Origin of the sequence: Atrimonas thermophila, from assembly GCF_045864955.1 — a bacterium.
In the GTDB taxonomy this organism is placed as follows: domain Bacteria; phylum Atribacterota; class Atribacteria; order Atribacterales; family Thermatribacteraceae; genus Thermatribacter; species Thermatribacter velox.
In genome coordinates this window covers 845,711-871,876 of sequence record NZ_AP028803.1, presented here as the reverse complement: position 1 = coordinate 871,876, position 26,166 = coordinate 845,711, and the positions used below count along the sequence as shown (strand labels likewise).

Annotated in this window: 24 protein-coding genes; 23 read left to right on the top strand and 1 reads right to left on the bottom strand. The window is 44.2% G+C overall.

Translation table 11 applies throughout. The annotated features are described in order from the left end of the window. Positions 1-8: 8 nt before the first annotated feature. The 18 genes from ACKTT1_RS04595 to ACKTT1_RS04510 all read left to right on the top strand — a co-directional run bounded on the left by ACKTT1_RS04595 (position 9) and on the right by ACKTT1_RS04510 (position 19,672). Positions 9-1,694 carry a peptidoglycan D,D-transpeptidase FtsI family protein gene (locus ACKTT1_RS04595; protein ID WP_412710346.1) on the top strand — a complete coding sequence of 562 codons (1,686 nt, stop codon included), beginning with the start codon at positions 9-11 and terminating at the stop codon, positions 1,692-1,694. Beyond that, positions 1,691-3,193 carry a UDP-N-acetylmuramoyl-L-alanyl-D-glutamate--2,6-diaminopimelate ligase gene (locus ACKTT1_RS04590; protein ID WP_412710345.1) on the top strand — a complete coding sequence of 501 codons (1,503 nt, stop codon included), beginning with the start codon at positions 1,691-1,693 and terminating at the stop codon, positions 3,191-3,193. The genes ACKTT1_RS04595 and ACKTT1_RS04590 overlap by 4 nt, the downstream gene beginning before the upstream one ends. After that, complete coding sequence (murF, locus tag ACKTT1_RS04585) at positions 3,183-4,604, top strand: UDP-N-acetylmuramoyl-tripeptide--D-alanyl-D-alanine ligase (RefSeq protein WP_412710344.1); 1,422 nt, start codon at positions 3,183-3,185, stop codon at positions 4,602-4,604. The genes ACKTT1_RS04590 and murF overlap by 11 nt, the downstream gene beginning before the upstream one ends. Beyond that, positions 4,589-5,560 carry a phospho-N-acetylmuramoyl-pentapeptide-transferase gene (gene mraY, locus ACKTT1_RS04580; protein ID WP_412710343.1) on the top strand — a complete coding sequence of 324 codons (972 nt, stop codon included), beginning with the start codon at positions 4,589-4,591 and terminating at the stop codon, positions 5,558-5,560. Before murF ends, mraY begins: the two co-directional genes overlap by 16 nt. Positions 5,561-5,562: 2 nt before the next feature. Then, the gene (gene murD, locus ACKTT1_RS04575; RefSeq protein ID WP_412710342.1) at positions 5,563-6,909 is read left to right on the top strand and encodes a UDP-N-acetylmuramoyl-L-alanine--D-glutamate ligase; all 1,347 of its coding nucleotides are present in this window, start codon (positions 5,563-5,565) and stop codon (positions 6,907-6,909) included. Between the two features lie 10 nt (positions 6,910-6,919). Beyond that, positions 6,920-8,074: a putative lipid II flippase FtsW gene (gene ftsW / locus ACKTT1_RS04570; protein ID WP_412710341.1), complete on the top strand. Its 1,155-nt coding sequence runs from the start codon at positions 6,920-6,922 to the stop codon at positions 8,072-8,074. Continuing rightward, complete coding sequence (gene murG / locus ACKTT1_RS04565) at positions 8,043-9,188, top strand: undecaprenyldiphospho-muramoylpentapeptide beta-N-acetylglucosaminyltransferase (RefSeq protein ID WP_412710340.1); 1,146 nt, start codon at positions 8,043-8,045, stop codon at positions 9,186-9,188. Before ftsW ends, murG begins: the two co-directional genes overlap by 32 nt. Continuing rightward, positions 9,181-10,596 carry a UDP-N-acetylmuramate--L-alanine ligase gene (murC, locus tag ACKTT1_RS04560; protein WP_412710339.1) on the top strand — a complete coding sequence of 472 codons (1,416 nt, stop codon included), beginning with the start codon at positions 9,181-9,183 and terminating at the stop codon, positions 10,594-10,596. The genes murG and murC overlap by 8 nt, the downstream gene beginning before the upstream one ends. Next, a complete protein-coding gene (gene murB, locus ACKTT1_RS04555) occupies positions 10,539-11,468 on the top strand; it encodes a UDP-N-acetylmuramate dehydrogenase (protein ID WP_412710338.1) in 930 nt (309 codons plus the stop codon). Before murC ends, murB begins: the two co-directional genes overlap by 58 nt. A gap of 82 nt (positions 11,469-11,550) precedes the next feature. Then, the gene (locus ACKTT1_RS04550) at positions 11,551-12,174 is read left to right on the top strand and encodes a cell division protein FtsQ/DivIB (protein ID WP_412710337.1); all 624 of its coding nucleotides are present in this window, start codon (positions 11,551-11,553) and stop codon (positions 12,172-12,174) included. After that, positions 12,171-13,436 carry a cell division protein FtsA gene (gene ftsA, locus ACKTT1_RS04545; protein WP_412710336.1) on the top strand — a complete coding sequence of 422 codons (1,266 nt, stop codon included), beginning with the start codon at positions 12,171-12,173 and terminating at the stop codon, positions 13,434-13,436. Before ACKTT1_RS04550 ends, ftsA begins: the two co-directional genes overlap by 4 nt. A gap of 16 nt (positions 13,437-13,452) precedes the next feature. Beyond that, positions 13,453-14,508 carry a cell division protein FtsZ gene (gene ftsZ / locus ACKTT1_RS04540; RefSeq protein ID WP_412710335.1) on the top strand — a complete coding sequence of 352 codons (1,056 nt, stop codon included), beginning with the start codon at positions 13,453-13,455 and terminating at the stop codon, positions 14,506-14,508. Positions 14,509-14,516: 8 nt separating this feature from the next. Next, complete coding sequence (locus tag ACKTT1_RS04535) at positions 14,517-16,181, top strand: radical SAM protein (protein ID WP_412710334.1); 1,665 nt, start codon at positions 14,517-14,519, stop codon at positions 16,179-16,181. Beyond that, on the top strand, positions 16,178-16,891 hold the full coding sequence (locus ACKTT1_RS04530; RefSeq protein ID WP_412710333.1) for a YggS family pyridoxal phosphate-dependent enzyme: 714 nt from the start codon (positions 16,178-16,180) through the stop codon (positions 16,889-16,891). The genes ACKTT1_RS04535 and ACKTT1_RS04530 overlap by 4 nt, the downstream gene beginning before the upstream one ends. Then, entirely contained in the window at positions 16,888-17,700 is an 813-nt protein-coding gene (proC, locus tag ACKTT1_RS04525) for a pyrroline-5-carboxylate reductase (protein ID WP_412710332.1), read from the top strand. Before ACKTT1_RS04530 ends, proC begins: the two co-directional genes overlap by 4 nt. Before the next feature lie 5 nt (positions 17,701-17,705). Further along, complete coding sequence (locus ACKTT1_RS04520; protein ID WP_412710331.1) at positions 17,706-18,251, top strand: DivIVA domain-containing protein; 546 nt, start codon at positions 17,706-17,708, stop codon at positions 18,249-18,251. A gap of 1 nt (position 18,252) precedes the next feature. After that, complete coding sequence (gene lspA, locus ACKTT1_RS04515; protein ID WP_412710330.1) at positions 18,253-18,735, top strand: signal peptidase II; 483 nt, start codon at positions 18,253-18,255, stop codon at positions 18,733-18,735. Beyond that, positions 18,707-19,672, top strand: a complete 966-nt coding sequence (locus tag ACKTT1_RS04510) for an RluA family pseudouridine synthase (RefSeq protein ID WP_412710329.1) — start codon at positions 18,707-18,709, stop codon at positions 19,670-19,672. The genes lspA and ACKTT1_RS04510 overlap by 29 nt, the downstream gene beginning before the upstream one ends. Here the strand turns inward: ACKTT1_RS04510 and ACKTT1_RS04505 are convergent. After that, positions 19,611-21,329 (bottom strand): NFACT family protein, encoded by a 1,719-nt coding sequence (locus ACKTT1_RS04505; RefSeq protein ID WP_412710328.1) that lies wholly within the window; start codon positions 21,327-21,329, stop codon positions 19,611-19,613. The genes ACKTT1_RS04510 and ACKTT1_RS04505 overlap by 62 nt on opposite strands. A gap of 77 nt (positions 21,330-21,406) precedes the next feature. Here ACKTT1_RS04505 and ACKTT1_RS04500 point away from each other — a divergent pair, with 77 nt between their 5' ends. Genes ACKTT1_RS04500 through ACKTT1_RS04480 form a run of 5 tightly spaced genes read left to right on the top strand, consistent with a single transcriptional unit; the run spans position 21,407 to position 26,161 of the window. Beyond that, the gene (locus ACKTT1_RS04500) at positions 21,407-22,279 is read left to right on the top strand and encodes a YicC/YloC family endoribonuclease (protein ID WP_412710327.1); all 873 of its coding nucleotides are present in this window, start codon (positions 21,407-21,409) and stop codon (positions 22,277-22,279) included. A gap of 1 nt (position 22,280) precedes the next feature. Then, the gene (gene gmk / locus ACKTT1_RS04495) at positions 22,281-22,880 is read left to right on the top strand and encodes a guanylate kinase (RefSeq protein ID WP_412710326.1); all 600 of its coding nucleotides are present in this window, start codon (positions 22,281-22,283) and stop codon (positions 22,878-22,880) included. Continuing rightward, positions 22,877-23,104, top strand: coding sequence for a DNA-directed RNA polymerase subunit omega (rpoZ, locus tag ACKTT1_RS04490; protein WP_369017331.1), 228 nt, complete (start codon positions 22,877-22,879; stop codon positions 23,102-23,104). Before gmk ends, rpoZ begins: the two co-directional genes overlap by 4 nt. Next, positions 23,070-24,287 carry a bifunctional phosphopantothenoylcysteine decarboxylase/phosphopantothenate--cysteine ligase CoaBC gene (coaBC, locus tag ACKTT1_RS04485; RefSeq protein ID WP_412710325.1) on the top strand — a complete coding sequence of 406 codons (1,218 nt, stop codon included), beginning with the start codon at positions 23,070-23,072 and terminating at the stop codon, positions 24,285-24,287. The genes rpoZ and coaBC overlap by 35 nt, the downstream gene beginning before the upstream one ends. Then, a complete protein-coding gene (locus ACKTT1_RS04480; protein WP_412710324.1) occupies positions 24,287-26,161 on the top strand; it encodes a hypothetical protein in 1,875 nt (624 codons plus the stop codon). The genes coaBC and ACKTT1_RS04480 overlap by 1 nt, the downstream gene beginning before the upstream one ends. Positions 26,162-26,166 lie beyond the last annotated feature (5 nt).

Sequence of the window (26,166 nt, the reverse complement as noted above, 5' to 3'; positions counted from 1 at the left end):
TTTCTGCAGTGAACAAAAGGAGCTTTTTCTACCGGTCTTTACTTTTGAGCGTATTTATTACTGGGCTCTTTTTGCTGGTTGGCTTCCGCCTTTTTTCTCTTCAAGTAATCAATAATCATTTTTATTTGGAAAAGGTGGCTCAGCGTCTAAGGATAGAGGAAATACCCGCTCCGCGCGGTGAGATTGTAGACCGTAAGGGAAACGTTCTTGCTCGAGATGTTGAAACCGTATCCCTTTATGCCTATCCAAAGATAATAAAAGACCCGGAGCAGACAGCCAGGGCACTCTCTCAGATACTAAAAATTCCTTACACAGAAGTTTACCAGAAACTGAATTCCGAACTGAGTTCAGTGCTCATCGTCAAAAAGGCTCCAGCTACAATTTGCGAACAACTGGACAGGATTAAATTGCAAGGTATTGGTCTGGTAAGAGAATATGCTCGTTTTTACCCTCAGGCTCCCAACGGAAGCAATCTTTTGGGGTTCGTAGGCACTGACCATCAGGGTCTGGAGGGGCTGGAGTTTGCTTTTAACAAACTGTTGTCTGGAAAAGCTGGATATCGCATTAGTGAGAAAGATGCACTGGGGCAGGAAATTCCGACCACCACCAGGGAAATCCCACCTATGCCCGGGAAAAATCTGACAATCACCATAGACAGCACCATTCAGTTTTTTGCAGAGAAAAGGTTACAGGAAGCAATTGCTCGAACCAATGCCAAAAGGGGAGTAGTTATCGTCAACAATCCCCAAACGGGAGAAATATTAGCCATGTGTTCTTACCCTGGCTATGATAATAACTATTTTGCAGACTATCCCCGTGAAAACTGGAAGAATTTAGCTACTGCTTTGCTTTTCGAACCGGGGTCCATTGTAAAACCCCTCATAATGGCTTTGGCACTCGAAGAAGGGGTGGTAGATTCTGAAGAAATGTTTTATTGTAACGGCTCCATAAAGGTCGGAGGACACCGGATTAGAGACATTAAATCTCACGGTAAAGAAAAGCTGGAAGACATCATTATCAACTCCTGTAATACGGGCATCATAACCATAGCGATGCGCTTAAATCCAGAAAAAATCTACACTTATTTGAAAGAATTAGGACTGGGACAGAAAACAGCCCTAAATCTTCCTGGAGAAGAGACCGGCATTTTGCGTCCCCCAAAGCAATGGTCTGGTCTTTCTCCAGCAGCTATATCCATAGGCCAGGAAATTATGACCACTCCTCTTCAGATGCTGGTGGCTCTTTCGGTAATTGCCAACCAGGGCGTGTTTGTGCCCCCTCGAATCATCAAAGATAGCGATTCTCCTTCCAAACCGTCAGAGAGTGGCACCTTGGCGAATAAACGTGTAATTTCCAAACAAACAGCGCAGAAAGTGTTGAGTATGATGGAAAAGGTGGTACAACAAGGAACCGGCGTTAAGGCTTCGCTGCCGGGTCTCCGTATTGCAGGAAAAACCGGCACCGGGCAAAAGGTTAACCCTGATGGTCGCTATGCCAGCAATAAATTTGTCTCTTCTTTTGTGGGCTTTTTTCCCCTTCCCCGGCCAAGTTTTGGTATTATTGTAGTGCTCGATGAACCTCAAGGTGAATATTATGGAGGAGATACAGCGGCCCCTGTTTTCAAAAACATTGTTCAGGATATAGCCGTATACAGTAACATCATGCCAGAAGACGCGGAGGTAAAGACGATGTGAAAGCGAAAGATTTTGTGGAACTCTTCCCTGCTTACAAGGCAAAAAATATAGTTGATCCTGAAGAGGAAATCCTGGGTATTGCCATAAACTCTAAAAAGGTAAGGCCTCGTTTCGCCTTTTTTGCTATTCCAGGCAACAATGTAGATGGACATCAGTACCTTCAGGAGGCGCTGGAACGGGGAGCAGGGATTTTGATAGTGGAGAGAAGCTCTTCCTTGCCAAAGCAGGAAGGGGTATCTTGGGTGCTCGTTGAAAGAGCTCGGGATGCGCTGAACGCAATAGCTGGTCCTTTTTTTGGTAAACCTGCTCAAAAAATGCGAGTTTTTGGGGTAACTGGAACCAATGGGAAGACAACCACTTGTTTCTTCCTAAGAAATATCCTGGAAGCATCGGGAACTCCCTCGGGTCTTCTCACTACTTGCTTGAACGCTATTGGACCCCTGGAACTTGAGCCTGCAAACACCACTGAAGAATCGATAAACATCCAGGACCACCTTCACACCATGGTAGAGATGGGCATTCGGAATGCTGTAATTGAGGTTTCTTCACACGGTCTGGCCCTGGGAAGACTGCAGGGTGTGTCATTTGATTACGCGGTGATAACCAACCTTATTCCGGAGCATCTTGAGTTTCACCGCAATTTTGAGGATTACTTCCAGAGTAAAAGGAAACTGTTTCAAATGCTGGAAGAAAATTTTGATAAGCCCTATCCTCGCATGGCGCTTTTTAACGCGGATGATGAGAATTGCCGAAAAATGCTCCAATCACTGGGAGTGGCTCGTCTTGGCTTTGGTTTGAAAGAAAAAGCGGACATCAGTGCTGAGTGCATCGAATATTCGCTTTATCAGACCAGCTTTATTATGCACACTCCATGGGGTAGGATGAAAGTCGTCATCAACTTTCCTGGAGAACACAACGTGTACAACGCACTGGCTGCTTCGGGGATAGCTCTTGCAGCTGGTGTACCTCTTGAAAAGGTTGGCGAAGGCCTCGAAAATACCAGAAAGATACCTGGAAGGTGGGAAAGAGTAGAAAATAAAAAAGGTGTAGAAATAATAGTCGATTTCGCACATAACTGGCATGGCTTACAGAAGGCTTTATCTTTAATTCGTGAGCATGCAAAGGGCAAACTGATAACGGTTTTTGGATGTGGGGGAGAGCGAGACCGTGCCAAAAGACCGCTGATGGGTAAAGTTGTTGCTCAATACAGTGATGTTTGTGTTATAAGCACCGACAATCCTCGCAATGAAGACCCGATGCAAACCATTCAGGATGCTCTGGAGGGTGTGAAAGAGATAGCTGGACAAAAAGCAGTAAAATACTATGTTGTGCCAGATCGCAGAGAAGCTATACGTAAAGCCTTGAAAGAAGCACAAAGAGGAGATGTTGTTTTTCTTGCTGGAAAGGGACCCGAACGCTTTCAAATAGTTGCCAATCGTAGCTTCCCCCATAATGATTACCAGGTTGCCAAGGAGCTTTTGAGAGAAGATGAAGATTAGTGTTGAAGAAGTTGCAACGGCTTTTCAGGTAGAACCTGCCCAGAGAGGTGTTAATGGATTTTTTGAAGGGATAGCCATTGACAGTAGAGAATGCAGAGCGAATCAGTTATTTTTTGCGCTTCCCGGCCAGAAAAGTGATGGCCACTACTTCGTAAAGGAAGCGCTGGATAAGGGTGCCAGCGGACTGGTGGTGCATAAGAATCTCTCTTCAACAGTGCAAAAAGAGGTCTACGTTTTCAAGGTAAAGGATACCGTTCAGGCATTGAAAAAGCTTGCTGAACGAATAATCATCAAATATCCCAAGACCAGAATAGCTCTAACTGGTACCGTTGGCAAGACCAGTTGTAAAAACTTTTTGTATCAGATTTTGGGTAAAAATTTAAATGTAGAGATAACTCCCAAAAGCTACAACACCTTGATAGGTGTTTCCTGGTCAGCGTGCAATTTTCGAGAAGCAAGCGACCTTTGGATTTTCGAAGCTGGCATCAGCCAAAAAGGCGAGATGGCAGAGCTTTCCCAAGTTATCAAGCCTGAAATTGTGATTTTTACAGCCTTGGGAAGAGGGCACCTTGAGGGCTTGCGTAATGAAGAGGAAGTGGCACATGAAAAAGCACAGCTCATGGGTGAATACACCAAACTTGTTTACCTGAACACCGATAATGCCTGGTGGCCAATTATTAAGCAAGAAGCCTTAAAACACAAAATACCAGTGATAACTTTCGGTCAAAACCCTGAAAGCAGGCTCCGAATTGCACATATTGAGCTGAAGCTGGATAGCATGAAAAGCTGTTTTCGGCTTCTGTGGGGAGACGAAAAAATCGCTAACTACCAAACACCTTTGCTTTTTCCTGAATTGATCTCTCTACTTGCTCCAGTTATCGACATTGCTACCAGGTTGGGAGTACCTCAAGATACTATATATGAGGGCATTGCCCAGCTAACCCTGCCAACAGGAAGGGGCAATTGGTTCCGCTATAACCAAGGCATCATTTTCAACGATGCTTATAATGCTAACCCGTTATCTTACCGGAAGATGCTCAATCTTCTTACCAGATTTTCCAGCTTGCAGATGGAAACCTGGCTCGTTGCTGGAGATATGCTTGAGCTGGGGAGTTACTCTTTGGAAGAACACCTGAAACTGCTCAAGAGTATTGCCGAATCACCTATTAACAAGGCCATCCTGCTTGGGACGCAAATGCATCAAGCTTATTGGGAACTAACCAAACAATCCTTCTCCAAAAAAGAAAAGTTTCAGCTTGCTCACTCTCACCAGGAGATTCGAGAAATCCTGGTTGAAAACTTATCTTTTAGAAAAGACAAGTGGGTGGTAGCCTTTAAAGCTTCACGACAAATCGAAATAGAAAAGGCCATTCCTGAAGAGTGGAGGCAAAACGAATGTATCCGGCCCTAAAAGAAGTTGTGCCTTTATTCCTGGTCAGTTTTGCGTTGAGTTTTGCCATTTTCCCCTTTTATATTCGCTGGCAAAGCAAAAGAAAGGTAGGCCAGAAAATCAAAAAGGAAGGACCAGAATTGCACCTCCACAAAGAAAATACGCCCAGTGGAGGTGGGGTGGTCATTGTTTTGATAACCATTTTGGTTGTTTTGCTGTTTTCTGGAACAACTGGTCATTCATTCCTTATTCCCGTTTTTCTGGGAACTCTGGGCTTCTTTGGAATAGGCCTCATTGATGATTTTCTGAAAACCTTTTATAGCCATCCCTGGGGAATAAAAGCCAGGAACAAACTGTTTTTCCAGCTCCTTTTCAGCACCCTGATAATGGTTCTGGGTAAAAGTGTTTTTCCTGCTCAGGTGGGCATTCCTTTTTCTGAAAAACAGTTTACTTTAGCACCCTGGTCCTTTTTTCTTTACGGAATTTTCCTTTTAACTGCTACCACTAATGCTTTTAATATAACCGATGGTTTGGACGGCTTGGCTGGAGGGTGTGGAATGCTAACCATGCTTTTCTGGGGTAGCTTTTTCCTTCTCAAAGACTTGCCCCAGTATGCAGGGTTTTGCTTTACGATAAGTGGCTCGTTGATGGCGTTTCTATACTTTAACGTTTGGCCGGCAAAAATATTTATGGGAGATTCGGGGTCTCTTTTTGTAGGTGCTCTCATTGCTGTAGCGGCTCTACTATCGGGGCAATCTCTACTGCTCGTTTTTTCGGGCATTATTTACATCGTCGATACGTTGTCAGTGATAATCCAAGTTCTTTACTTCAAGCTTTTCAAAAAACGGGTTTTTCTCATGAGCCCGGTTCACCATCATTTTGAGCTCAAAGGGTTGAAAGAAAGTGCGATAACTACTCGTTTCTGGATTATTCAGGCTCTGGGTTGCCTGTTAGCTTTTTATGGAATGGGGAGATAAAGATGGGCAATTATCTGGTGATAGGCTTGGGAAAAGCAGGTGTTTCGGTCGCCAGATTGCTCCTCTCAAGAGGAGAAAGGGTCTGGGCAACGGATGATTATAAAACTATTCACGAGCTACCAGCTTTTCTGGTTCAAAATCCTAATTTCTCTTTTCTGATTAAATCAGAATGGCAAAAAGTAAAAGATATTCCTCTTGCAAAATGCATTGTAAGTCCGGGCATTGGGCAGCATCCTCTTGTCGGTGAATTGTCCGGAACCAGGATACCAGTGATTAGCGATTTAGAGCTGGTTATGGAAGAGTTGAAAATCCCCACCATTGCCATAACCGGTTCCAACGGAAAGAGCACAACCACTGCTCTGGTAAGCCATATCTTCAAAGAAAATGGAATTTCGGTCTTTACGGGAGGGAATTTTGGAACGCCAGCTGCTGAAGTCCTGCTTGGTGAGGCTGCTTTCGAGTGGGCAATTCTGGAAGTAAGCAGTTTCCAACTGGAAAGGGTTATCAAAGCTCGCTTTCACATTGCAGCCCTGCTCAACATATTCCCCAACCATCTTGACCGACACGGAAGTATGGAAAACTATTTTTCTGCCAAGCGAAAAATATTTGTGAACCAGCGAAAAGAAGATATAGCAGTTATTAATTTGACCCATCCTCAGTGGGTAACAAAGAATATCCCTGATTTGAAGTCCCAGCTGGTAACCTTTTCGGTGACCGGAGTTTTGCAAGAGGGTTTCTTTATAGACCAGAATCAACTGTGCGAAAAGAAAAGTGGAATCAAAAAAATCCTTTTTCATCTTTCAGACTGGAGTCTTCCTGGTAAACACAACCTTGAAAATCTGACCTGTGCGACAGCGATTTGTCGTCGAGCTGGAATAAGCCCTGATGCAATAGCTAATTCTCTGCATAGCTTTCGGGGATTGCCCCACCGTTTGGAAAAGGTATGTGAAATCGAAGGAATAACCTTTTTTAACGACTCCAAATCAACAACGCCTTCAGCAACCAAGGTAGCACTCGAAGCCTTGAACAAACCGATAATTTTGATAATGGGAGGCAGGGCTAAGGTAAAAGATTTTTCTGAACTTACAGCACTCTCTGAACCGGATAAAGTCAAAGCTATAATCCTCTTTGGAGAATCAGCACCACTCCTTTACCAGTCCCTGTCAGGTTTTTATAATCTTTCACTTTGCAGCGACCTCGAAGAGGCGGTGCAGCAGGCTTTTCTCAAAGCCTCGAAGGGGGATTCCATTTTACTCTCCCCGGGTTGTACCAGTTGGGACCAGTACAAAAATTTTGAAGAGAGGGGAGAACACTTTAAAAAAATCGTCCATGAACTTGTCAAGGGTTGACACTCAGAAAATGTCATCAACCAGTTTAAGCAGGGTAGGAGAGCACTGGCTTGCACGCTGGAAGTCAGAACCATTGCTTTTCTGGAGTATAGTGATTCTCCTTTCGTCAGGCATCATTATGGTTTTCAGCGCCAGTATGACTACAAGTATATATGCTTACCATGATGTGTTGTTTTTCCTAAAAAGGCATCTTTTAGGTGTTTTGCTTTCTTTACCTTTTTTTCTTCTTGGTTCCCTGTTTCCTCTTCAGAAGCTTCGACAACTGAGCTCGAGAATTCTTCTACTTAACCTTTTGCTACTTTTGATGGTTTTTGTTCCGGTCATTGGGCGTGAAGGAGGAGGGTCAGCGCGCTGGCTTTCATTTGGCTCGCTTAACTTTCAGCCATCGGAATTTGCCAAGTTTAGCGTTCTGCTTTACCTGGCTTCCGCCTTAAGCACGCATCAAGAGAGAATCAAGGACTTTTGGTGGGGAGTTTTGCCCTCTTTTCTTATGATAGGCACCATATGCTTGCTTATTCTCCTTGAGCCAGACTTGGGTACTGCTTCCTTCATTATTGCGATAACACTGATAACGCTGTTCATTGGTGGAAGCAGACTTCTGCATCTCTTCGTTTGTGCTGGAGCTCTGCTTCCCAGTGGCATATTTCTAATACTTTTTAGTGGTAAAGATTACTGGATGAGGCGTATAGAAGCCTTTTTTAACCCCTGGAACGACCCTCAAGGAAAGGGCTTTCAAATCATTCAATCTCTGATAGCGCTTGGTTCCGGTGGCATCTTTGGTAAAGGTCTTGGAGAAAGCAGGCAAAAATTTTTCTTCTTACCCGACCGACATACCGACTTTATTTTTGCTATTATTGGAGAAGAATTGGGTTTTGTAGGTGCCGTTTCGGTGCTTGTTCTCTTCCTAATAATTTTGTGGAAAGGCTGGAAAATAGCAACCAGCTCCAGAGACAACTTCCAAGCTGTTTTGGGGATGGGCGTTACAATCAGTATTGCACTACAAGCTTTTATCAATATAGGAGGAGTAACCGGGACTATTCCTGTTACCGGGATAACGCTACCCCTGGTAAGCTATGGAAACTCCTCTCTCATTGTTACTATGTTTCAGCTGGGTGTACTCTTTAACATAGCCTATGAGAACAAATTTCGAAATGACAGGATTTAATATTCTTATCGCTGCAGGGGGGACGGGTGGACACATATTTCCCTCCCTTGCAATAGTGGAGGAACTTCGGGAGTTAAATCCGGGAGGAAAAGTGTTTTTCGTTGGGAGCACAAGAAGGTTGGAAAAAGAACTTTTTGCGTCACAAAAGCTTCCCTTTTTCGCCATCAAAGCCAGAGGTTGGAACCGAACTCTGGACATTGACCTGTTGAAGGCTTTGGTTACCAATTTAGTGGGAATATGGCAGGCTTTTTATGTGATTTTGAAAACTCGTCCCAATGCTCTCCTCTGCATGGGAAGTTATCCTTCCCTGCTTACCGCTTTCTGGGCGAAAATCCTGGGTATTCCCATCTTTGTGCACGAACAGAATGCACTTCCAGGCATGGCCAACCGGATTGTGGGCAGGTGGGCTAAACAAATTTTTGTGTCAGTTCCTGAAAGTAAGTCTCACTTTCCACAGGAAAAAGTAATCGTTACTGGAAATCCCTTACGAAAAGACTTGCTGTGTTGGAAGAATCGTAAAACTGAAGCACGTGAAAAGTTGGCTCTAAAGCCCGACAATCCTACTATCTTAGTAATGGGAGGTAGCCTGGGAGCAGAGATAATAAACACTACTTTGTGGAAAATACTTGACGAGTTGATTCATGAATCATTTCAAATCCTCCATATTACCGGTGACCGAGATTTTGCTACTGCTTGTAAAATTACTTCTTCAGAGCGTTACCGGCCGATTCCATTCTCAAATTCGCCCGGTGTTCTCTACGCTGCTTCTGACCTGGTCATATGCAGATCTGGTGCTAGCACAATTTTCGAGTTACTCTGGTTTGGCATCCCGAGTATCCTGGTTCCCTTGAAAGAGGCAGCCGAAAATCATCAGTACTACAATGCGCTGTGGTTGCAAAAAAAGCAAAAAGTTGAAATAATTCAGGAAGAAGAACTTACTCCCAACTCTTTAAAAGAGGCTATAAAAAAGTTACATCAATCAAGCAAAGAGAATACAAAGCAATGCTGGAAAGACCAGGATGCAACAACGATCAACCCGAGTCTGGAAAAAGCCGCAAGAATCATTGCTGAAATAATTGTTGAAGATTTAAAAGGAGGAAAAAGTTTTGAATGAACTGGTAAGTGCTTTTACAAAATTGCCCAAAAACCTTTATTTCATAGGTATTGGTGGTACGGGAATGAGTGCCCTGGCCTTCATAGCTCATGAGATGGGGTACCAGGTCAGTGGTTCAGATATAGTGGAAAATGAAGCTATTAATCGCCTGAGAAAGAAAGGAATACAGGTTTTTATAGGGCATTCCAAAGAGAGAATAAACCAGCAGGAAGCGATAGTGGTTTCTTCAGCAATTCCCAATGATAACGAGGAACTAAAAGAAGCACGGAGGCTGAACCTTCCAGTTATCCATCGTGGAAATCTGCTTGCTCAGCTATGCAGCAAAAAGAAAAGTATTGCTATTGCCGGAACTCATGGTAAAACCACCACGACTTCCATGATTTCTATGGTGCTGGAATGGGCAGATTTGGATCCTACAGTAGTTATAGGAGGCGAACTCGAAGATATAGGAGGCAATGCCAAAAGTGGTAACGGTGATTTCTTCGTGACCGAAACTGACGAAAGTGATGGGTCTTTCCTTTATTTGAGACCTTTCTGTGGGGTAGTAACCAATATAGAAGACGACCATATAGATTATTACGGAAGCTTTGAAAAAACACGCCAAGCCTTTGTTGGTTTTTTGAAAAGGGTAGAACGCAGTGGTTTTGCAGTAGTATGTGGGGACCGTCCTGAAATTCGGGAAATACTCGCCCAAGAGACATTCGATGCCAAAATTCTTAGGTATGGTCTGACAAGTACCGACGTTGAGTTCCAGGCTCAAATCTTGGAAAAAACTTCCCACGGGTTTCGCTTTCAGGTGAAAAGTCCTTCTGGGCTGATAGGAAAATTCGTTTTGAATATTCCCGGGTTGCATAACGTCAGCAATTCCTTGGCCTGCATTGCGACTACCTTACAACTTGGTATAGACACCAGATTCATCAAGGAAGCGCTTGCTTCTTTCAAAGGCGTAAAAAGGCGTTTTCAGAAAGTTGGAGAAATAGATGGTGCCACGATTCTGGATGATTACGCGCATCACCCTACTGAAATGGAGGTAGTCATCAAAACTGCTATGGAGCAGGCTCAAGGTAGGGTGATAGTGGTTTTCCAGCCTCACCGTTTCACAAGAACCAAAAGGCTCTATAAGAGAATGGCTCAAGTCCTTCAGAATACACACCAGGTTGTTTTGTTGCCGATTTACCCTGCTGGAGAGGCTCCTATAGAAGGGGTTTCTTCCGAGCTTATTTTGCGAGAACTGCTTGAGGCAGGGTATTCCGAAGTCCGGCTGGTCGAAGATTTTCAGGAAGCTACCGAGTACTGCTTGAAAATCATAAAACCCGGCGACATCCTTATCACCATGGGAGCAGGAGACGTATGGAAGATAGCTATTGCCATGTGCAGAGAAAGTGGCAAAATGTTGCTCGAGAGCTAAGAAGAAATCAGGTGGAAATAATTGAGAATCCCTTGCTTGCACACTATACTACCTGGAGAGTTGGAGGCAAGGCGCTTGCCATTATTAAACCTGCCAATTTATCCCAGTTGGTTGGTTGTCTACGTTTGTTAAACGAAGAGGAGCTTTCCTGGAGAGTGATTGGTAATGGCTCAAACATCTTACCGAGAGACCAGGGATTTAATGGTGTAATAATCAAACTCGAGGGCGAGTTTACTGGCATCAAAAGAAATACATCATCTTTTGTAGAGTGTGGAGGGGGAGTGCTCCTTAAGCAATTGATAAATTTTTCCATTAGAGAAAGCCTGACGGGCAGCGAGTTTCTGGTTGGCATTCCAGGTACTGTAGGAGGAGCAATTATCAACAATGCAGGGTGTTTTGGACGGGAGGTAGCAGAGCTTCTGGATAGCTTAGTGATAGTTAATAGAGACGGTGAAGTGCTAAAAGTCAACAGAGAGGAAATTGATTTTGGTTACCGCTACTGTTCTTTGCAGGGTAAAGCCATAATAGTTGGAGTTGTCCTAAATTTAAGTCCGGGGGAACGGGAAGCAATTAAAGATAGGATTCGTACTTACTTTCTAAAGCGGAAGGAAACTCAACCTATTGAGTTTCCTTCCGCAGGCAGTGTTTTTAAAAATCCCCGCAATGGTTACGCAGCTTTACTGATAGAAAAACACGGTCTCAAGGGTCTCAGACTCGGTTGGGCCCAGATATCCAGAAAACACGCTAATTTTGTGGTCAATCTGGGAGGGGCAACCGCCTCTCAGATACGGTATCTTATAGAATGGGTGCAGAAAGAAATATACTTGCGCGAAAATTTATTCTTGGAAAGAGAAGTGGAGCTATGGGATTAACAATGAAAGATAGGTTTTCCATTTTCAGGGATATCTTTTTTTTTACCTCCTTATAGGACTGGTTGCCTTTTTCGGTTTCAGCATGTTTTTCAGGAGCGCTGTTTTCAGAGTTAAGCATCTTGAGATAATTGGCGTAGAGAATCCAGCAACTATAATAGATGCTCTTGACATGCCAAGCGGGATAAACATCTTTCGTGTAAAGGGTTGGGAAATCCAGAGAAAGCTTGAGTTGCTTCCCATGGTGAAAGAAGCTCGCGTGGAGAAAGTACTGCCTGACACACTGAAAATAGTTGTGCAGCTAAGAGAACCTTTTGCTTTGGTTGTAGTTGGAAATCAATCTTTTTGTGTAGATGAGCAGGGGCAAGAAATTCCCTGCTCCGAAGGTGAGCAATCACTAAAGCCCCTGGTTCGCCTTCCCAGACTCGAAAGTATTTTACTTCGAGAATCCTTGGCGCTGGTGAGGGTCTGGCGGGAAAAGTTTCAGCTCCCCCTTGCAGAAGTCGAGGCTATAAATGAGAAATTGTTTATTTTAAAACTTCAAAATGGTATATTTATTAAATGCGAGAGTGCCAGCAATTTAGAGCAAAAAGCTCTGGTTCTTGAAGCGGTTCTCAAAGATGCTGTGATTCAGGCCATCCAGGTTGGAGGTTTTGATATACGCACTGGTGAAGAAATTTTTGTTATTCCTTCTGGTGGAGAGAAATGAAAATCTGGAACCTTAAAGACAGGAGTAACCAGATAATCGGAGCTATAGATGTGGGAACGACCAAAATCTGTGCTCTCATTGGCAAGAAAAAACAGGAGGGCATAGAGATACTGGGTATAGGATTAAGCAGCGCTAAAGGTATTAGCAAGGGGAATATTATCGACATTAAGAAAGCCTCTCGGGCAATCAACGAAGCAATTTTCTTGGCAAAGGAAATCGCACAGGAGGAGCCGCAGATTTTCCTGGTCAGCTCTGCTGGCAGTTATTGGAGTTCGGTCAATGTAGAAAACGAAATTCTGCTGAGTAGAACTGGCAAAGAGGTAACTCTAAAAGAAGTAGAGAAGGTTATCCAGGGGGCAAAAGCTCAAGTTGACCTTACGGGGAAAAAGGTCATCCATTTGCTTCCTCAGGCTTATCAGCTTGACGAGCAAAAGGGAATTACCAATCCCCAGGGAATGATTGGCACCAGGCTTAGAGCATATGTTCATTTGATAAGCATTATGGATACCCAGTATCATAACCTTCTGAAGAGCTTTCAGGAAGCGGGTGTGGAAGTTTCTGAACTGGTGTTTCAACCTCTGGCTTCTGCTGTTTCTGTCCTCACGCCGCTTGAGCGAGAAATGGGCGTCGTGCTTGCAGACATTGGAGGAGGTACTACCGATGTAGTAATCTTCCACAGGGACGTGGTCAGATATTCTGCAGTGATACCGCTGGGAGGAGAGCACATCACTTCGGACCTGGCGATTGGCCTGAGGACTACCAAAGAAGAAGCTGAAACTATCAAGGTGCAACATGGTTGTGCTTTCAGCCACCACTTGAGTGAAGAGGACACTATTGAAGTAAGAGATCTGGGGAGTTCCTCTCTTCAATCTATAAGCAGAAAACTCATGTGTCAGATAATAGAGGCCAGAGCCAGGGAGATTGGAACTTTTTTAGCGAGAGAGATTCGTAAATCGGGCCTTTACCGTTCTCTGAAAGGAGGATTGGTCATTACGGGGGGTGCAGCCGCCCTGGAAGGCTTTAGCGACCTTCTTAGTGCGATTACTGGCTTGCCTACTCGGATTGGCGTGCCAGAGAACACCAATCTTGATGGTATGGTGCAAACTCTTTCTCATCCCATGTTTGCTGCTGCTTGCGGTCTTTTACAGCTGGGAACGTTTTTGGGTTCTTCTCAGGATAGTACGAGGTTTTTCTTCCACCGTCAGGCAAATCAAGGTAAAAACTTTCTTCGGCAGTTAAAAGATTATTTTATGCTGGAATAGAGTGGAGGACAGTCTTATGGCCAGTACAAAAAATAGAAGAATGAAAGAGAGTAGTGACGTGAAGATAAAAGTCATTGGTATTGGTGGTGGTGGTGGCAACGCAATTAACCGCATGATTGAAGCGGGTCTTGAAGGTGTCCATTTTGTGGCTATGAACACCGATGCTCAGGTTTTGAGCCGCTCTCTTGCTGAAACCAAGTTGCAAATAGGTAAAAAGCTGACTCGAGGTCTTGGAGCTGGAGCCAATCCGGAAATCGGCAGAAAAGCTGCCGAAGAAGATAGAGAGCAAATATACGAACTTCTTGAAGAAGCAGATATGGTGTTTATCACCGCAGGAATGGGAGGAGGTACCGGTACTGGTGCTTCACCAGTGGTGGCTTCTATAGCTAAGGAGCTGGGCATTCTTACTGTGGCAGTGGTTACTAAACCTTTCGCCTTCGAAGGAGGGAAAAGAAACCGTCAGGCTAAGGAAGGAATAGAAAACCTGAGAAAGGTAGTTGATGCGCTCATTGTCATTCCCAATGATAAACTTCTGGAGATAGCGGACCATTCGACTTCAGTGGTTGAAGCGTTTCAGATGGTCGATGAAGTGCTCCTGCAGGGAGTAAAGAGTATTTCCGACTTAATCAATACGCCGGGTTTGATTAATCTCGACTTTGCTGATGTAAAAGAAATTATGAGTAATGCAGGAACTTCCCTGATGGGTATTGGCAGAGGGACTGGCGAAGGCAGGGCTAAGGAGGCAGCTCAGAATGCCGTTCGTAGCCCTTTGCTCGAGTCCTCTTTTGAGGGAGCAAGAGGTATTCTTTTCAATATTACCGGAGGAGCCAATCTGGGTTTATTCGAAGTAAAGCAGGCAGCCGATATCATTACCAAAGCAGCCTCCAATGATGCACACATAATCTTCGGGGCAGTAATCGACGAAAGAATAAGAGATGAAGTGAGAGTTACGGTTATTGCTACTGGCTTTGACCAGCAAAAAGAGAAAAGCGACAAGAAAGAAAAAGATGACGCTGCCACCTTTTCACCAGATGACCTTGATATACCGGCTTTCTGGCGCAAGCAAAGTTAGAGTAGCACATGCCTCGAGCTAAAGAAGATAAAAAAGAAAGGCTCGCTTCCTACACCGAAAAAGAACTGGGTATCAGGCTTGGTTCCAAGGGTGGAGCTTTTTCCTTTGTCCTTTGTTTTCCAGGGGGTTATTCTCTGGGTATGGCTAACCTGGGTTTTCAGACCCTGCTCTACACCGCTTATCAGGTGCCTGAGTGGAGAGTGGAGCGAGCATTTCCGGAAACTTTACCCCGTTCTCTGGAAAAAGAAATACCCCTGACCAACTTTAACCTGGTGGGGTTTTCGGTTCCTTTCGAAACAGACCTGCTTAAGGCGATAGGGATGCTTCAAGCTTCAGGCATTCCTCTCTTCTTTCGAGAGAGAACCAATCGTGACCCCTGGGTTGTTTTTGGTGGAGTAGCAGCTTCCCTGAATCCGGAAATTTTTGCTCCCTTCGCGGATTTCCTAATTGTGGGAGAAGCCGAAGAAGTTTTCCCCAGGGTTCTTGAAAGTTTGGGAAATTCTCTCTCAAGCTCCGAAGACAGAAAAGAAACCAAGTTACGACTGGCTCAGTTACCTGGAGTGTACGTGCCTGAACTTGTCGAACCAGTGTACAAAGGAGATTTCATAGTGGATTTCAGCCTAAAAAATGGAGTTCTTTCCTTGCCTGTAGTAGCCCAAAGAACTGATGTTGACGCTTTCGAGGTACACAGCTTTATCTATGCTCCTTGCGGTTACTTCAAAAACACTTTTCTGGTGGAAATAAGCAGGGGATGTAAATATGCCTGTAAATTTTGTGCCGTAAGCAAGGTTTATGCTCCGGTACGATACAGAAACTTAGCCCGAATTAAGCGGAGTTTCGAATATGGACTTCAATTCACTAGCAAAGTAGGTTTGGTCGGTTCGGACATCCTTGGGCATCCTCAGATTGAAGAGATTCTGGGTTTTCTTCTTCAAAAGAAGGCCAGGGTAACCACTTCGTCTCTCAGTGCCTTGATGCTTTACAAGAAAAAGGAATTACTTGCTTTGCTTGCGTCCCTTCAGCATGAAACCATTACCCTCGCTCCGGAGTGCGGAGACGAGAAAGGTAGGCGCTTTCTGGGTAAAAACTTAAAGGATCAAGAGTGGCTGGACCTGATAAGAGAACTTCTGGAGAAAAAATTTAAAGTAAAATTGTATTTTCTTTTAGGACACCCAGCACTTTCTCCCCAGAAACACCTTGACTTTTTACGTACCATCATTGGCGTCGCCGGAAGGAAAGAGCTACTTTCAGTTTCCTATAGTTTCCTAGTGCCCAAACCCCATACTCCCTTTGAAGATCTGGAAATTCCAGACCTTGAGAAGTGGTTAGAAGAAGGCGAAGCTTTTCAAAAAGGTTTGCAACAGCTAAAAATAAGGTTTGCTGGAGAGAGTCCGAGGCTTTCTCTGGTGCAACTTATTTTGTCAAGAGGAGATCGAAAGCTCGCTGAAAAGTTACCCCAGTTACTCAATTACAGTCATCCCTTTTCTCTGGGTCACTGGCGTGATTTGCTCAAGGAACTGCAGAGAGATATAAGAGAATGGGCCCGCAACCCCTGGAAAGAGGGATTCAAGCCCTGGCAAACAGTCACTTTCTCTTTTCCGCAGTCCACATCTGAGACATTAATCCCCGGGTTTTGTGTCAACCCCATCGGAGATGGAGGTGAGCCAGCTTGAACCCACCATCTGTAAAAGAAAACCTGGAAAAGATCTTTAGCAAAATTTCCAAAATCTGTCATAAGGTGGGTCGGGACGAAAGTGAGATAAAGATTGTTGCTGTTACTAAAGGCCAAAGCCCAGAGAGGATACTGGAAGCAGTCGAATGTGGTATAGTACGGATAGGAGAAAACCGGATTCAAGAAGCGCTCGAGAAAATACCTCTTTTGCCTCACCAGGGACTCGAGTTCCATTTTGTGGGGCAGCTTCAGACCAACAAGGTGAAGCAAATGCTATTACACTTTCATTATCTCCATTCTCTTGATAGAATAAAGTTGGTAGAAGCAATACACGCTCAAGCACTTAAGTTGAACATTGAGAGTCGCCTCCCAGTGCTGATTCAGGTAAACCTTACCGGTAAGGAAACGCAAGGTGGGGTTGATGAGCAAAGGCTTGTTCCTCTTATAGAAAGAGCAGCCAGATATCCAGAACTTGATGTTCGGGGTTTAATGACTATAGGGCCTTATCCAGTGGATGAGCGAGAAACGCGTCGGGTCTTTCGCAAGCTCTGGGAATTGAAGGAGGAAATTAACACGCTGAAAATACCTGGCGTTTACCTGTGCGAACTTTCTATGGGCATGAGCGAGGATTTCGAAATCGCCATAGAAGAAGGTGCAACTATGATACGTTTAGGGAGGGCAATCTTTGGAGAAAGGAGTACTCTTAAGTGAAGCAGTTTACTCAGAAAATCCTGTTTATAGGTTGCGGAAATATGGGTAGTGCTTTGGTGGAGGGTTTGTGTCAAGACGGCTGGCACAGAAAAATGGAATTCCACCTTTTTGACAGGATATCTTCCAGAGCAGAAGCGCTGTCCCAGCGTTTCAACCTGAAAACTGCCAAACCCCCGTTTGATGGCAAACAGTACCATTTCATATTTCTGGCAGTCAAGCCCAAAGACTTACCTTCAGTGACCCCACTCCTTGAAAACCTGGCTGGAAGTACCATCGTTTCTCTTCTGGCAGGAACCAGCATAAGCAAAGTTAGCGAGGTGTTACCTGGAGCGCAAGGGTACGTACGCATAATGCCCAATCTTTGCGCTGAAGTTGGAGAAGCGGTGATCCCGGTAGTGTTCTCAGATACTGTTCCTCAAGAGCGTAGAGAAGACTTACTGTTCCTTCTGGCATCGCTGGGATGGGTTTTTGAAGTTCAGGAAGCCGAAATTGATTCTCTTACTGCTTTAAGTGGGAGTGGTCCTGCTTTTGTAGCACTCTTTATAGAAGCAATGATGGACGGAGGAGTGAAGCTGGGAATACCCTGGGAGAAAAGTCTCAAAGTTGCTATTCAGACAGTGTTGGGTTCAGCATTGCTTTTGAAGAAAAAAGCCCTCCATCCTGGAGAATTCCGAAGTCAGGTTGCCTCTCCAGCAGGTACCACTATCTTTGGGCTGCATGCTCTCGAAGAGGGCAAGCTAAAGAGTACGGTCATGAAAGCCCTTGAGGTATCATTTAATCGAGCCAAAAGTTTAACCTCTGAGGAGTGAGTCAGATGTCTTTACAACCTGAAGACCTTTTGCAGATAGAATTTGGAACCGCCTTTCGAGGTTATAACAGAGAGGAAGTAGATGAGTTTCTGGAAGAGATAGCCAGCTATTTTCAGGAACTGCTTAATCAACAGGCTAAATTGACTCAAGAAAATGAGTTTCTAAAACAAAAACTTCATCAACAGGAAACAGAAATCCAGCGGCTAAAAGCCAAACAGGAAGAATTGAAAAAACAAATTGAAGCCGAGAAAGATTTGCTCCAGAAGGAAGCTCAGATGATTGTTGCTGAAGCTCGCCTGAAAGCCCAGAATCTTCTCAGCGAGGCGGAAAGGAAGAAGTACAGATTGGAGCTTGAGTATCGGAAATTACTGGAGCAGTATCGGCAGTTCCAATTGCGCTTTAAGGCCCTTTTGCAAACTTTCCTGGAGAGCCTGAACCAGTATGAGAAAGAACTACCAGAAATTTCTTTGCCTCTTGACTCCAATGCATCACAGGACTCAATTGGGGAAGTTGTCCGTTTTTCTCTCGAGGATTTTCAGGAAAAAAAGTGAAATGAGCCGGAAGTGGCTGATTATCAGCGTAATTGTCACTCTGGGCATTGCCACCGACCAGGTGTCGAAATGGTGCATACAGAATTTCATTAGTCTTCCCTATCCTTTGATAAGAGGTTTTTTTGAGCTGCGCTTACGGCACAACCCGGGTAGTGCCTTTGGAATAAAGATTTTGAGTACGCCCCAGCTTCTCGTCATTACAGTTGTCGTAACTGCCGTATTTCTTCTCTTTTTCGCGCTGGATAAGGCAGGAAATCCTAAAAATCAGCGCCTCTTTATCTGGGGTGCAAGCTTCTACATATCGGGAGCCTGGGGCAATCTCATCGATAGATTGCGTCTGGGATATGTTGTTGATTTCTTCTATACGCCTTTTTGGGCTACTTTCAACCTGGCCGACGTTCTGATCGTTTTGGGAATGGGGCTTATCCTGTTAGGTTTCCTTTACAGAGGAAAGGATGAAGAAGCAGAAGATTCTGGTTTATGATGAAGCGGGAGCCCGCTTGGATGCCTGGTTGGCAAGAAATTTTCCCGAAGCATCTCGCTCTCTACTTGCCAGACTCATCAAAGGTGGCAAGGTTAGAGTAAATCGCACCACTATCACGAAAACCAGTAAGAAAGTGAATCCTGGAGACGTTATAGAAATTACCTGGGAAGGAGAACAGTTTTTAGAACTTGAGCCATTCCCTTTTCCCTTGGAGGTAGTTTATCAGGATGAGGATATCCTGGTCATCAACAAACCAGCGGGCATAGCCACTCATCCGGTGAACCTTCTGGAAAAAAATACCCTGGTCAATGCATTGCTTTATCACGGTGTAAGGTTGGCTCGGTATGGAGCCCCCTTGCGTCCAGGCGTTGTGCATCGTCTTGATAAAGAAACTTCTGGAGTCATGGTTTTTGCCAAATCAGACGTGGCCTACCTCAAACTGATAGAGGAATTCAGAAAACGGAAAGTCAACAAAGTTTATCTCGCCATTGTTGAAGGAAAATGGGAAGAAAAATCAGCTGAACTGACTTTACCCATTTCCAGAAACAGAAAGAATCCCTGTTTGATGGAAGTCAATTTTAAGCAGGGCAAAGAGGCTCACACGCTTATTAAACCCTACCTGAGCGGGGAAAACTATTCACTGCTTATAGTTAGTCCTCGAACTGGCCGTACTCATCAAATACGTGTTCACCTGAGTTTCATCGGACACCCAATTGTAGGGGACAAGCGGTACGGCACCGCCTGGGGTGCTCAGCAAATGTCAAGGCAAGCCCTTCATGCTTTTTCCCTGAGTCTGGAACACCCTACTCGAAGTGAGAAACTCACTTTTTATGCAAATCTTCCCGAGGATATGAAGGAGTTCTTGTTTAAACATTTTAAAAAGCTTCCAACCCCAGAGGAAATTCTGGCTGCACAAAAAGCGTTTTTTCGTTCCTAAACAAAACCTTGCCCAAATCGCTTCCGGGAGCAAATCGTAAATACTTTACTTCCGTCATGATTACCGGAACACTATTTTCAGCTCTTCCTTTGGAATAAAAAGCTGCCAATTTGGCCGCACGTTCTACATCTTCTTCCAGTTTCTGTGAGGTGTTTACAATTTTCAAGACTACATGAGAACCAGGTATGTCTCGAGCATGGAACCACAAGTCTTTCCTGGAAGCCACTTTGCTAATTAAAAGGTGATTAGCCTTGGCGTTCCTTCCTATCAAAATGTAATTGCCTTGGAGTGTGCGGTAGCCTGTTATGCCTGGAGGAAAACGTCTTGGGGAAAAGGTTTCGTTCTCACTTTGCTCATAATATGCTACTTTCGTGCCATCTTCAGCAAGACTTTCAAGTTTGCCCAGTATTTCTGATTCCTTCCTTTCAAGCATGGCAAGTTTATCCTTTGCCAGGGTAGCCCTTTTCAAAAGTTTCCTGTAAAGCTGGAAGTACCTCTGCATGTTCTGGGCGATACTCAACGTAAAATCCAGAGCGATGTGAATCTCTTCTTGAGAGGGAGAAAAAACATTGCGAACGATTAGTCCCGTATCGTCTCTCTTAACAATTTCAAGATTTGGCCACAATTTGAGGAGCTCTCCTTTAAGGCGCGTCGTTTCTATTTCTTCTTCATCGGGTAAAAAAGAAACAATTTTTTCTTTCTCCCACCTTATAGCTTCTAACTCTTTTTGGAGTTCCTTAAGTCGATTTTCTTTCAACGCATGCTGTTTTTGCCAGTTGTGCAAAGCACGAAGATAAGCTTCCACTGCCCCGGAGAAGGTGGAAAACACCATTGTTTGGGCATCGGAATACCCATCTTCTTTCCAGAAGATGCCCAGAGGTCTTTGGTGTGCTTTTTCAAAGAAAAGATAAACTCTGTAATTTTCCTTAAACAGAGGTTGCAGGATTTCTGCCCATGCTTTCTGTATCTCTTGATGTGAAGCAGGTCTGTCTTCTATTTTACGCCACAGGTATTTGCCAAGAAAAGAACCCACGCCTTCAAAATTCCTGATAAACCAGCCTGGCCCATCAACAACTATTGTTTCACTTTCTGGAAGAAAAACCCTGCTTTCCAAAAAAAGCAAGGGGTCCAGCTTACCTTCTGGATAAGGAGGTAGGGAATAAACAAGGTCCGGAAGTATATGTCTGAGACCGCTTTCCTTTTGCCCGACGAACCGCGCAGCACTTAAGATACGCTGTGAATCAGCTTCGACAAGCACTAAATTGGCATTTCTACCGGTTAGCTCAAAAATCAAGCAAAACTGTTTTTCGCCACTTTCCCATAGACTGGGATTTTTAACAAACAATCTCACCACCCGGTCCCAACCAATCTGTTCTATTTCCGTGATATGACCGCCTACGAGGTTTTTCTTGGCAGTTTGTATCCAGTGGTTAACCAGATTGAGTTTCTTATCAGGACACCGACTCGAGAAAAATAGGGCATTCACGTTGGGGTGAAAATAAGTAACCAAGTAACCACTGGATGCGTTTTGAGTGTAAAGCCTTAAAGCAAAGCCCTTCTGAGGAAGCAACAAAACATCCTGTATGCGAGCTCCAGTTATCATGGTTTTCAGTTCCTTAATCAAAAATCTCAGGGGCAATCCTTCCAGAGTTTGCATTTTTCTATCCGTTGACAGTTTTAAGCTTTTTCAAGTAATATAGCGACAAGTATCCAGTTTTGTAAAGGAGTCGCTGTATGAGAAGCATGACTGGTTTTGGCTTTGCCGAAGGTGAGGGTACACTTGGTACTTACCGGGTTCATATCAAAAGTGTCAACCACCGCTTTCTGGATATAAACATCAGAATGCCGAGAGAGCTCTATGTTTGGGAGGAATTGCTCAACCAGTCTATAAAATCCCGCATTTCCAGGGGAAAGGTTGAATTGCGCATCGACTTTGAGCCTCGGTTGGAAAATTTTACCATCGAAGTGAATCCCCAACTTGCTCGTTCCTATCTCGATGCCCTTGAAACTCTTTGCAAGGAACTGGGGCTCGACTTTAGCCCTCATATAGAGCTTATCCTTAGCTTGGGAGAAATAATCAAACTGAACAAGGAGAACCAGTGTTGGGAAAAGGAGTGGGATCTTTTTCAGGCAATTTTTGAAAAAGCTATTCAAGCTTTTTTGGAGTCAAGAGAGAGCGAAGGCCTGAAAATGAAAGAGGATATAGAGAAACACCTGGAAAAGATTGGCAAAACTGCAGAACAACTAAAAAAACACAACGACCAGGTTACTGAGTTTTTTCGCCAGAAGCTATCCAAGCGAATTGCTGAACTATTACCGCAGTTGCCTGTAAACGAAACTCTTCTGGCTCAGGAAGTTGTATATTATGTTGAACGAAGTGATATCAACGAGGAAATAACGCGCATAAAGGCCCACGTAGAAAGAATACGTTCTCTTCTTAATGCCGAAGGCCCGGTTGGTAGGGAACTGGAGTTTGTATTGCAAGAGATACATCGTGAGGTGAACACCATTGGAGCTAAATCGGCTCACCTGAGGATATCGGAAATGGTTATTGACCTCAAAACAGCTCTTGAAAAACTACGGGAACAGGTTCAAAACATAGAATAAAATGGCGGGCATTCTTTTTGTCATCTCGGGACCCTCAGGGGTGGGGAAAAGCACAGTTAGAAAAGAAGTAATGAAAAGATGTTCGGGGCTTCGATACTCCATTTCCTGTACTACCAGGCCTCCGCGTGAAGGCGAAATCAATGGGGTAGACTATTTGTTTGTGGATCTTTCGACTTTTGAAGCGATGAAACGCCAAGGGGAGTTCCTGGAATGGGCCAGAGTGCACGGTAATTACTATGGAACCCCTCGCAAACCCATTGAGGAATGGCTGAAAAAAGGGGAAGACGTGATTTTGGAGATAGATGTTCAAGGAGCGAAGCAGGTCAAGAAAAATTTCAAGGGAGGAGTTTTTATCTTTATAGCACCTCCCTCACTTAAGGCCTTGGAGGAAAGGTTGAAAAAGCGGAATACGGACCGTGAAGATGAAATACTCCTTCGCATGACTAATGCACGTATTGAAATGCAGTGCATTTCTGATTATGATTATCTGGTAGTTAACGACCAGCTTGAAGAAGCGGTAAACAAATTATTGTCAATTATCATTGCTGAACGGTGCAGGATAAGGAAACCTCATTTTTGGGGAGGCGAAAAGGGGCCATGATTCCCATAGATAAACTGCTTGAAAAAACTGGAGATAGATATACCTTGACCACCGTTGTTGCCAAAAGGGCAAAACAAATAAGCGAAGGAGCCACCCCCCTGGTAGAGCTGGACAAACCTCATAAGCCTATCTTTGTAGCTATTCAGGAAGTAGTTGAGGACAAAATTGAGTTTTACGAACCCCAAGAAGATGATTTATCACCCGAGCAACCTCTGGAAGAATAAAAATATCCTGGTTGGAATTTGCGGGGGTATCGCTGCATTTAAAATAGCGCATCTGGTAAGTTACTTGGTAAAATCCGGAGCTAACGTTCAGGTAGTTATGACGGATAATGCCCAGTATTTTGTTGGTAAAAGCACTTTTGAAGCTCTCACAGGCAGAAAAGTCCATGACCACCTTTTTAATGCTGAAGGAAAAATTTTGCATATAGAATTAGCTCGAAAAAATGATCTGATCCTTGTTGCACCAGCTACAGCTAACATAATAGCTAAGATAGCTTGTGGTATTGGAGACGACTTGCTATCAACCCTGTGTTTAGTAGAACCACAGAAATTGCTCATTGTACCTGCTATGAACCATAGGATGTGGAGAAACCCAGTTGTACAGGAAAACCTAAATGTACTCAAAAGGCGAAATGTCAGGGTTCTTTTGCCAGAGAGTGGAACGCTGGCCTGTGGGGAAGAAGGAGAAGGTAGACTACCTGAAGTAGAGAATATAATCGAAGAAATGTTCTATTTCGTATACAGCGACAAATTTCTCTTGGGGAAGAAGGTACTGGTCACTGCGGGAGCAACACGTGAATGGGTGGACCCTGTGCGCTATATTTCTAATCCATCAAGCGGTATCATGGGTTATTCTTTAGCTGCTCAAGCCAAAGCACTGGGTGCGGAGGTTACCTTGATTAGTGGCAAGACTCACCTTCGTGTTCCCGCTTCTGTGGAAAGGGAGGAAATAGACACTGCTTTGCAACTGGCGGAAAAGACCCAAAAGCTTTTTCCGAGCTATGACTTCCTGTTTATGAGTGCAGCGGTTTCGGATTTCAGGCCTGAGACGCAAAAGCCTTCGAAGATTAAGAAGTATCAGCAAGAAACGCTTGAGCTCCGGTTAGTTCCTACTCCTGATATCCTTTCGATGGTGAGTAGAACTAAAAGACCTGAGCAAGTGGTGGTGGGTTTTTGTGCTGAAACCGATAATCCCCTTGAAGAGGGTAGGAGGAAGCTGCGGGAGAAAAATCTTGACCTGATAGTTGCCAATTTGGTCGACAAAGAGAAATCTGGTTTTGAGGTTTTAACTAACAAGGCCTGGATCATAAACCGCGAAGGTAAAGAAGTGGAGCTTCCACTTCTTGATAAAAGAGACCTGGCAGAAAAGATTTTTTTGTATTTAAAAGACTTCCTGCAACAGTAATGCTTTTGGCACAGGTTGCTTTGCCAGTACCCCTTTTCCAAACTTTTTCTTACTTCGTTCCAGAAAAGTTTATCAACGAAATAACCCCTGGAAGTATTGTTCAGGTAGATTTTCATTCTCGAAAGCTAACTGGAGTGGTAGTTGAGCTTGCTGAACACCATGACGTGGAGAATTTTAAGGAAATTTTACAGCTTTTACCTTTACAGCCATTGACGACTGCTTACCTCGATCTGGCAAAAAGACTCTCCATAGCTTTCTTTGCGCCGCTTGGCGAAATATTAGCTCTGTATGTTCCCAAAATAAGCGCCCTTAAGAGAAGTGTCCTACCGAGCAAGGAATCTTGTCCTCGGGATTGTTTTCTGTCTCACAGACGTTTTCTGTGCTGTCAACTGGCCTTTGAGGAAGATCGGTTCCGTTTTTTGAGACAGTTTTTGCAAGAGCACGTTGCAGAGAAAAAAGAGAAAACTCACCTCGTTTTTCCCGAACTTGCAATGCTGGACCGCTATGCAGAATTTATCCAAGAAAACTTTCCAGATCTGAAACTCATTCGCTTTGATAGCAGAGTATCTCCTTCCAAAAGGTTCAAACTTCATCAAGAAGTTGTAGCCGGGACTTTTGACGTTATCGTAGGATCAAATCTTTCTCTCTTTCTACCAACCCAGGGCATTCATAATTACCTTATCATCGACCCGGAGGAGCGAGGCCACTTCTCTTCGAAACATCCTTATTACAATTCTTTGACTATTCTGGAGGCCAAAGTCAAGGTTTTTGGGGGCATGCTGATAGCCCTGTGTCGTATTCCAAACCTTTATCTGTATTTTTGTCTCCTGGAAGGAAAATGGGCTTCTCTCAAGCCTGTTTTCGAGTCTCGAGGTGCTACTTCCAAAAAGGTAACTACCGTGGTCCAAGAAAAACCCGGTAAGATTTTCTCCCTTTTTGCCCAAAAAGCCATCTCAGAAAATCTTAGAGCAGGTATCAGAAGCCTAATTCTGGTTCAAAAAAGCGGATATGCTGCCGCACTGGGCTGTAAAGAGTGCGGATTTTACTATTCATGCGCGATGTGTAACATAGCCATGCGTTTCCACGCCCATTCCAGGCAGCTGATTTGTCCCCTCTGTGGTCAGAAATTATCGCCGGCTCCGGTTTGTCCGCGTTGTGGAGGAACCTGGTTTGAGGGTTGGGGAGCGGGAACAGAAAAAGTTGAAGAAGAGCTCAAAAAACTTTTTCCCGGAGTAGGAATTCAAAGAATTGATTTTGAAACTCTCGAAAAAGGTAAGTTTGAAATTCGCCAAGATTCACTTCTTCTGGTAGGAACCACTTCGATATTGCAAGAAAAATTATTGCGTGAGTCATCCTTACTAATAATAGAGTCTTTGGAAGATTGGTTTCTTTTGCCCGACTTTGAAGCTCGAGAACGATTTCTTTTGTCCTTTTACAAAGCGTTTCTTTTTCTGGGAGAAGACTTGCCTGCTTACCAAGCAAAAATCATTATTCAGACCAGAAAGCAGTTTCAAGATTTTCTGAACCAGTTTCCCAAAAAGTGGCAAACGCTCTTTCAAGAAGAAATTGAGAAACGCAAGAGAAGTGGTTACCCCCCTTTTAGAGCTATGGTTCGCATTGCTGCAGAGGGAAGGAATAAAAAGCAATCTTTTCAGGTTTTAAATCAATTGCGTGAGCTTTTAGTGAGCGCTCAAGAGAAGAAATTTGATATCTTTGGCCCCTATTCTGGAGAAGGCTTTAGAAAAAGAGGCACACTGCAGGCAGAGCTTACTGTATTGGTGCCTCAAGAGGACCTGGAAGATATATATCTGAAGGCCGAACCCCTGCTCAAATCAGCAGGTAGCGTAAAGGTGCGCTGTAAGGTATCCTATTAGGAAGA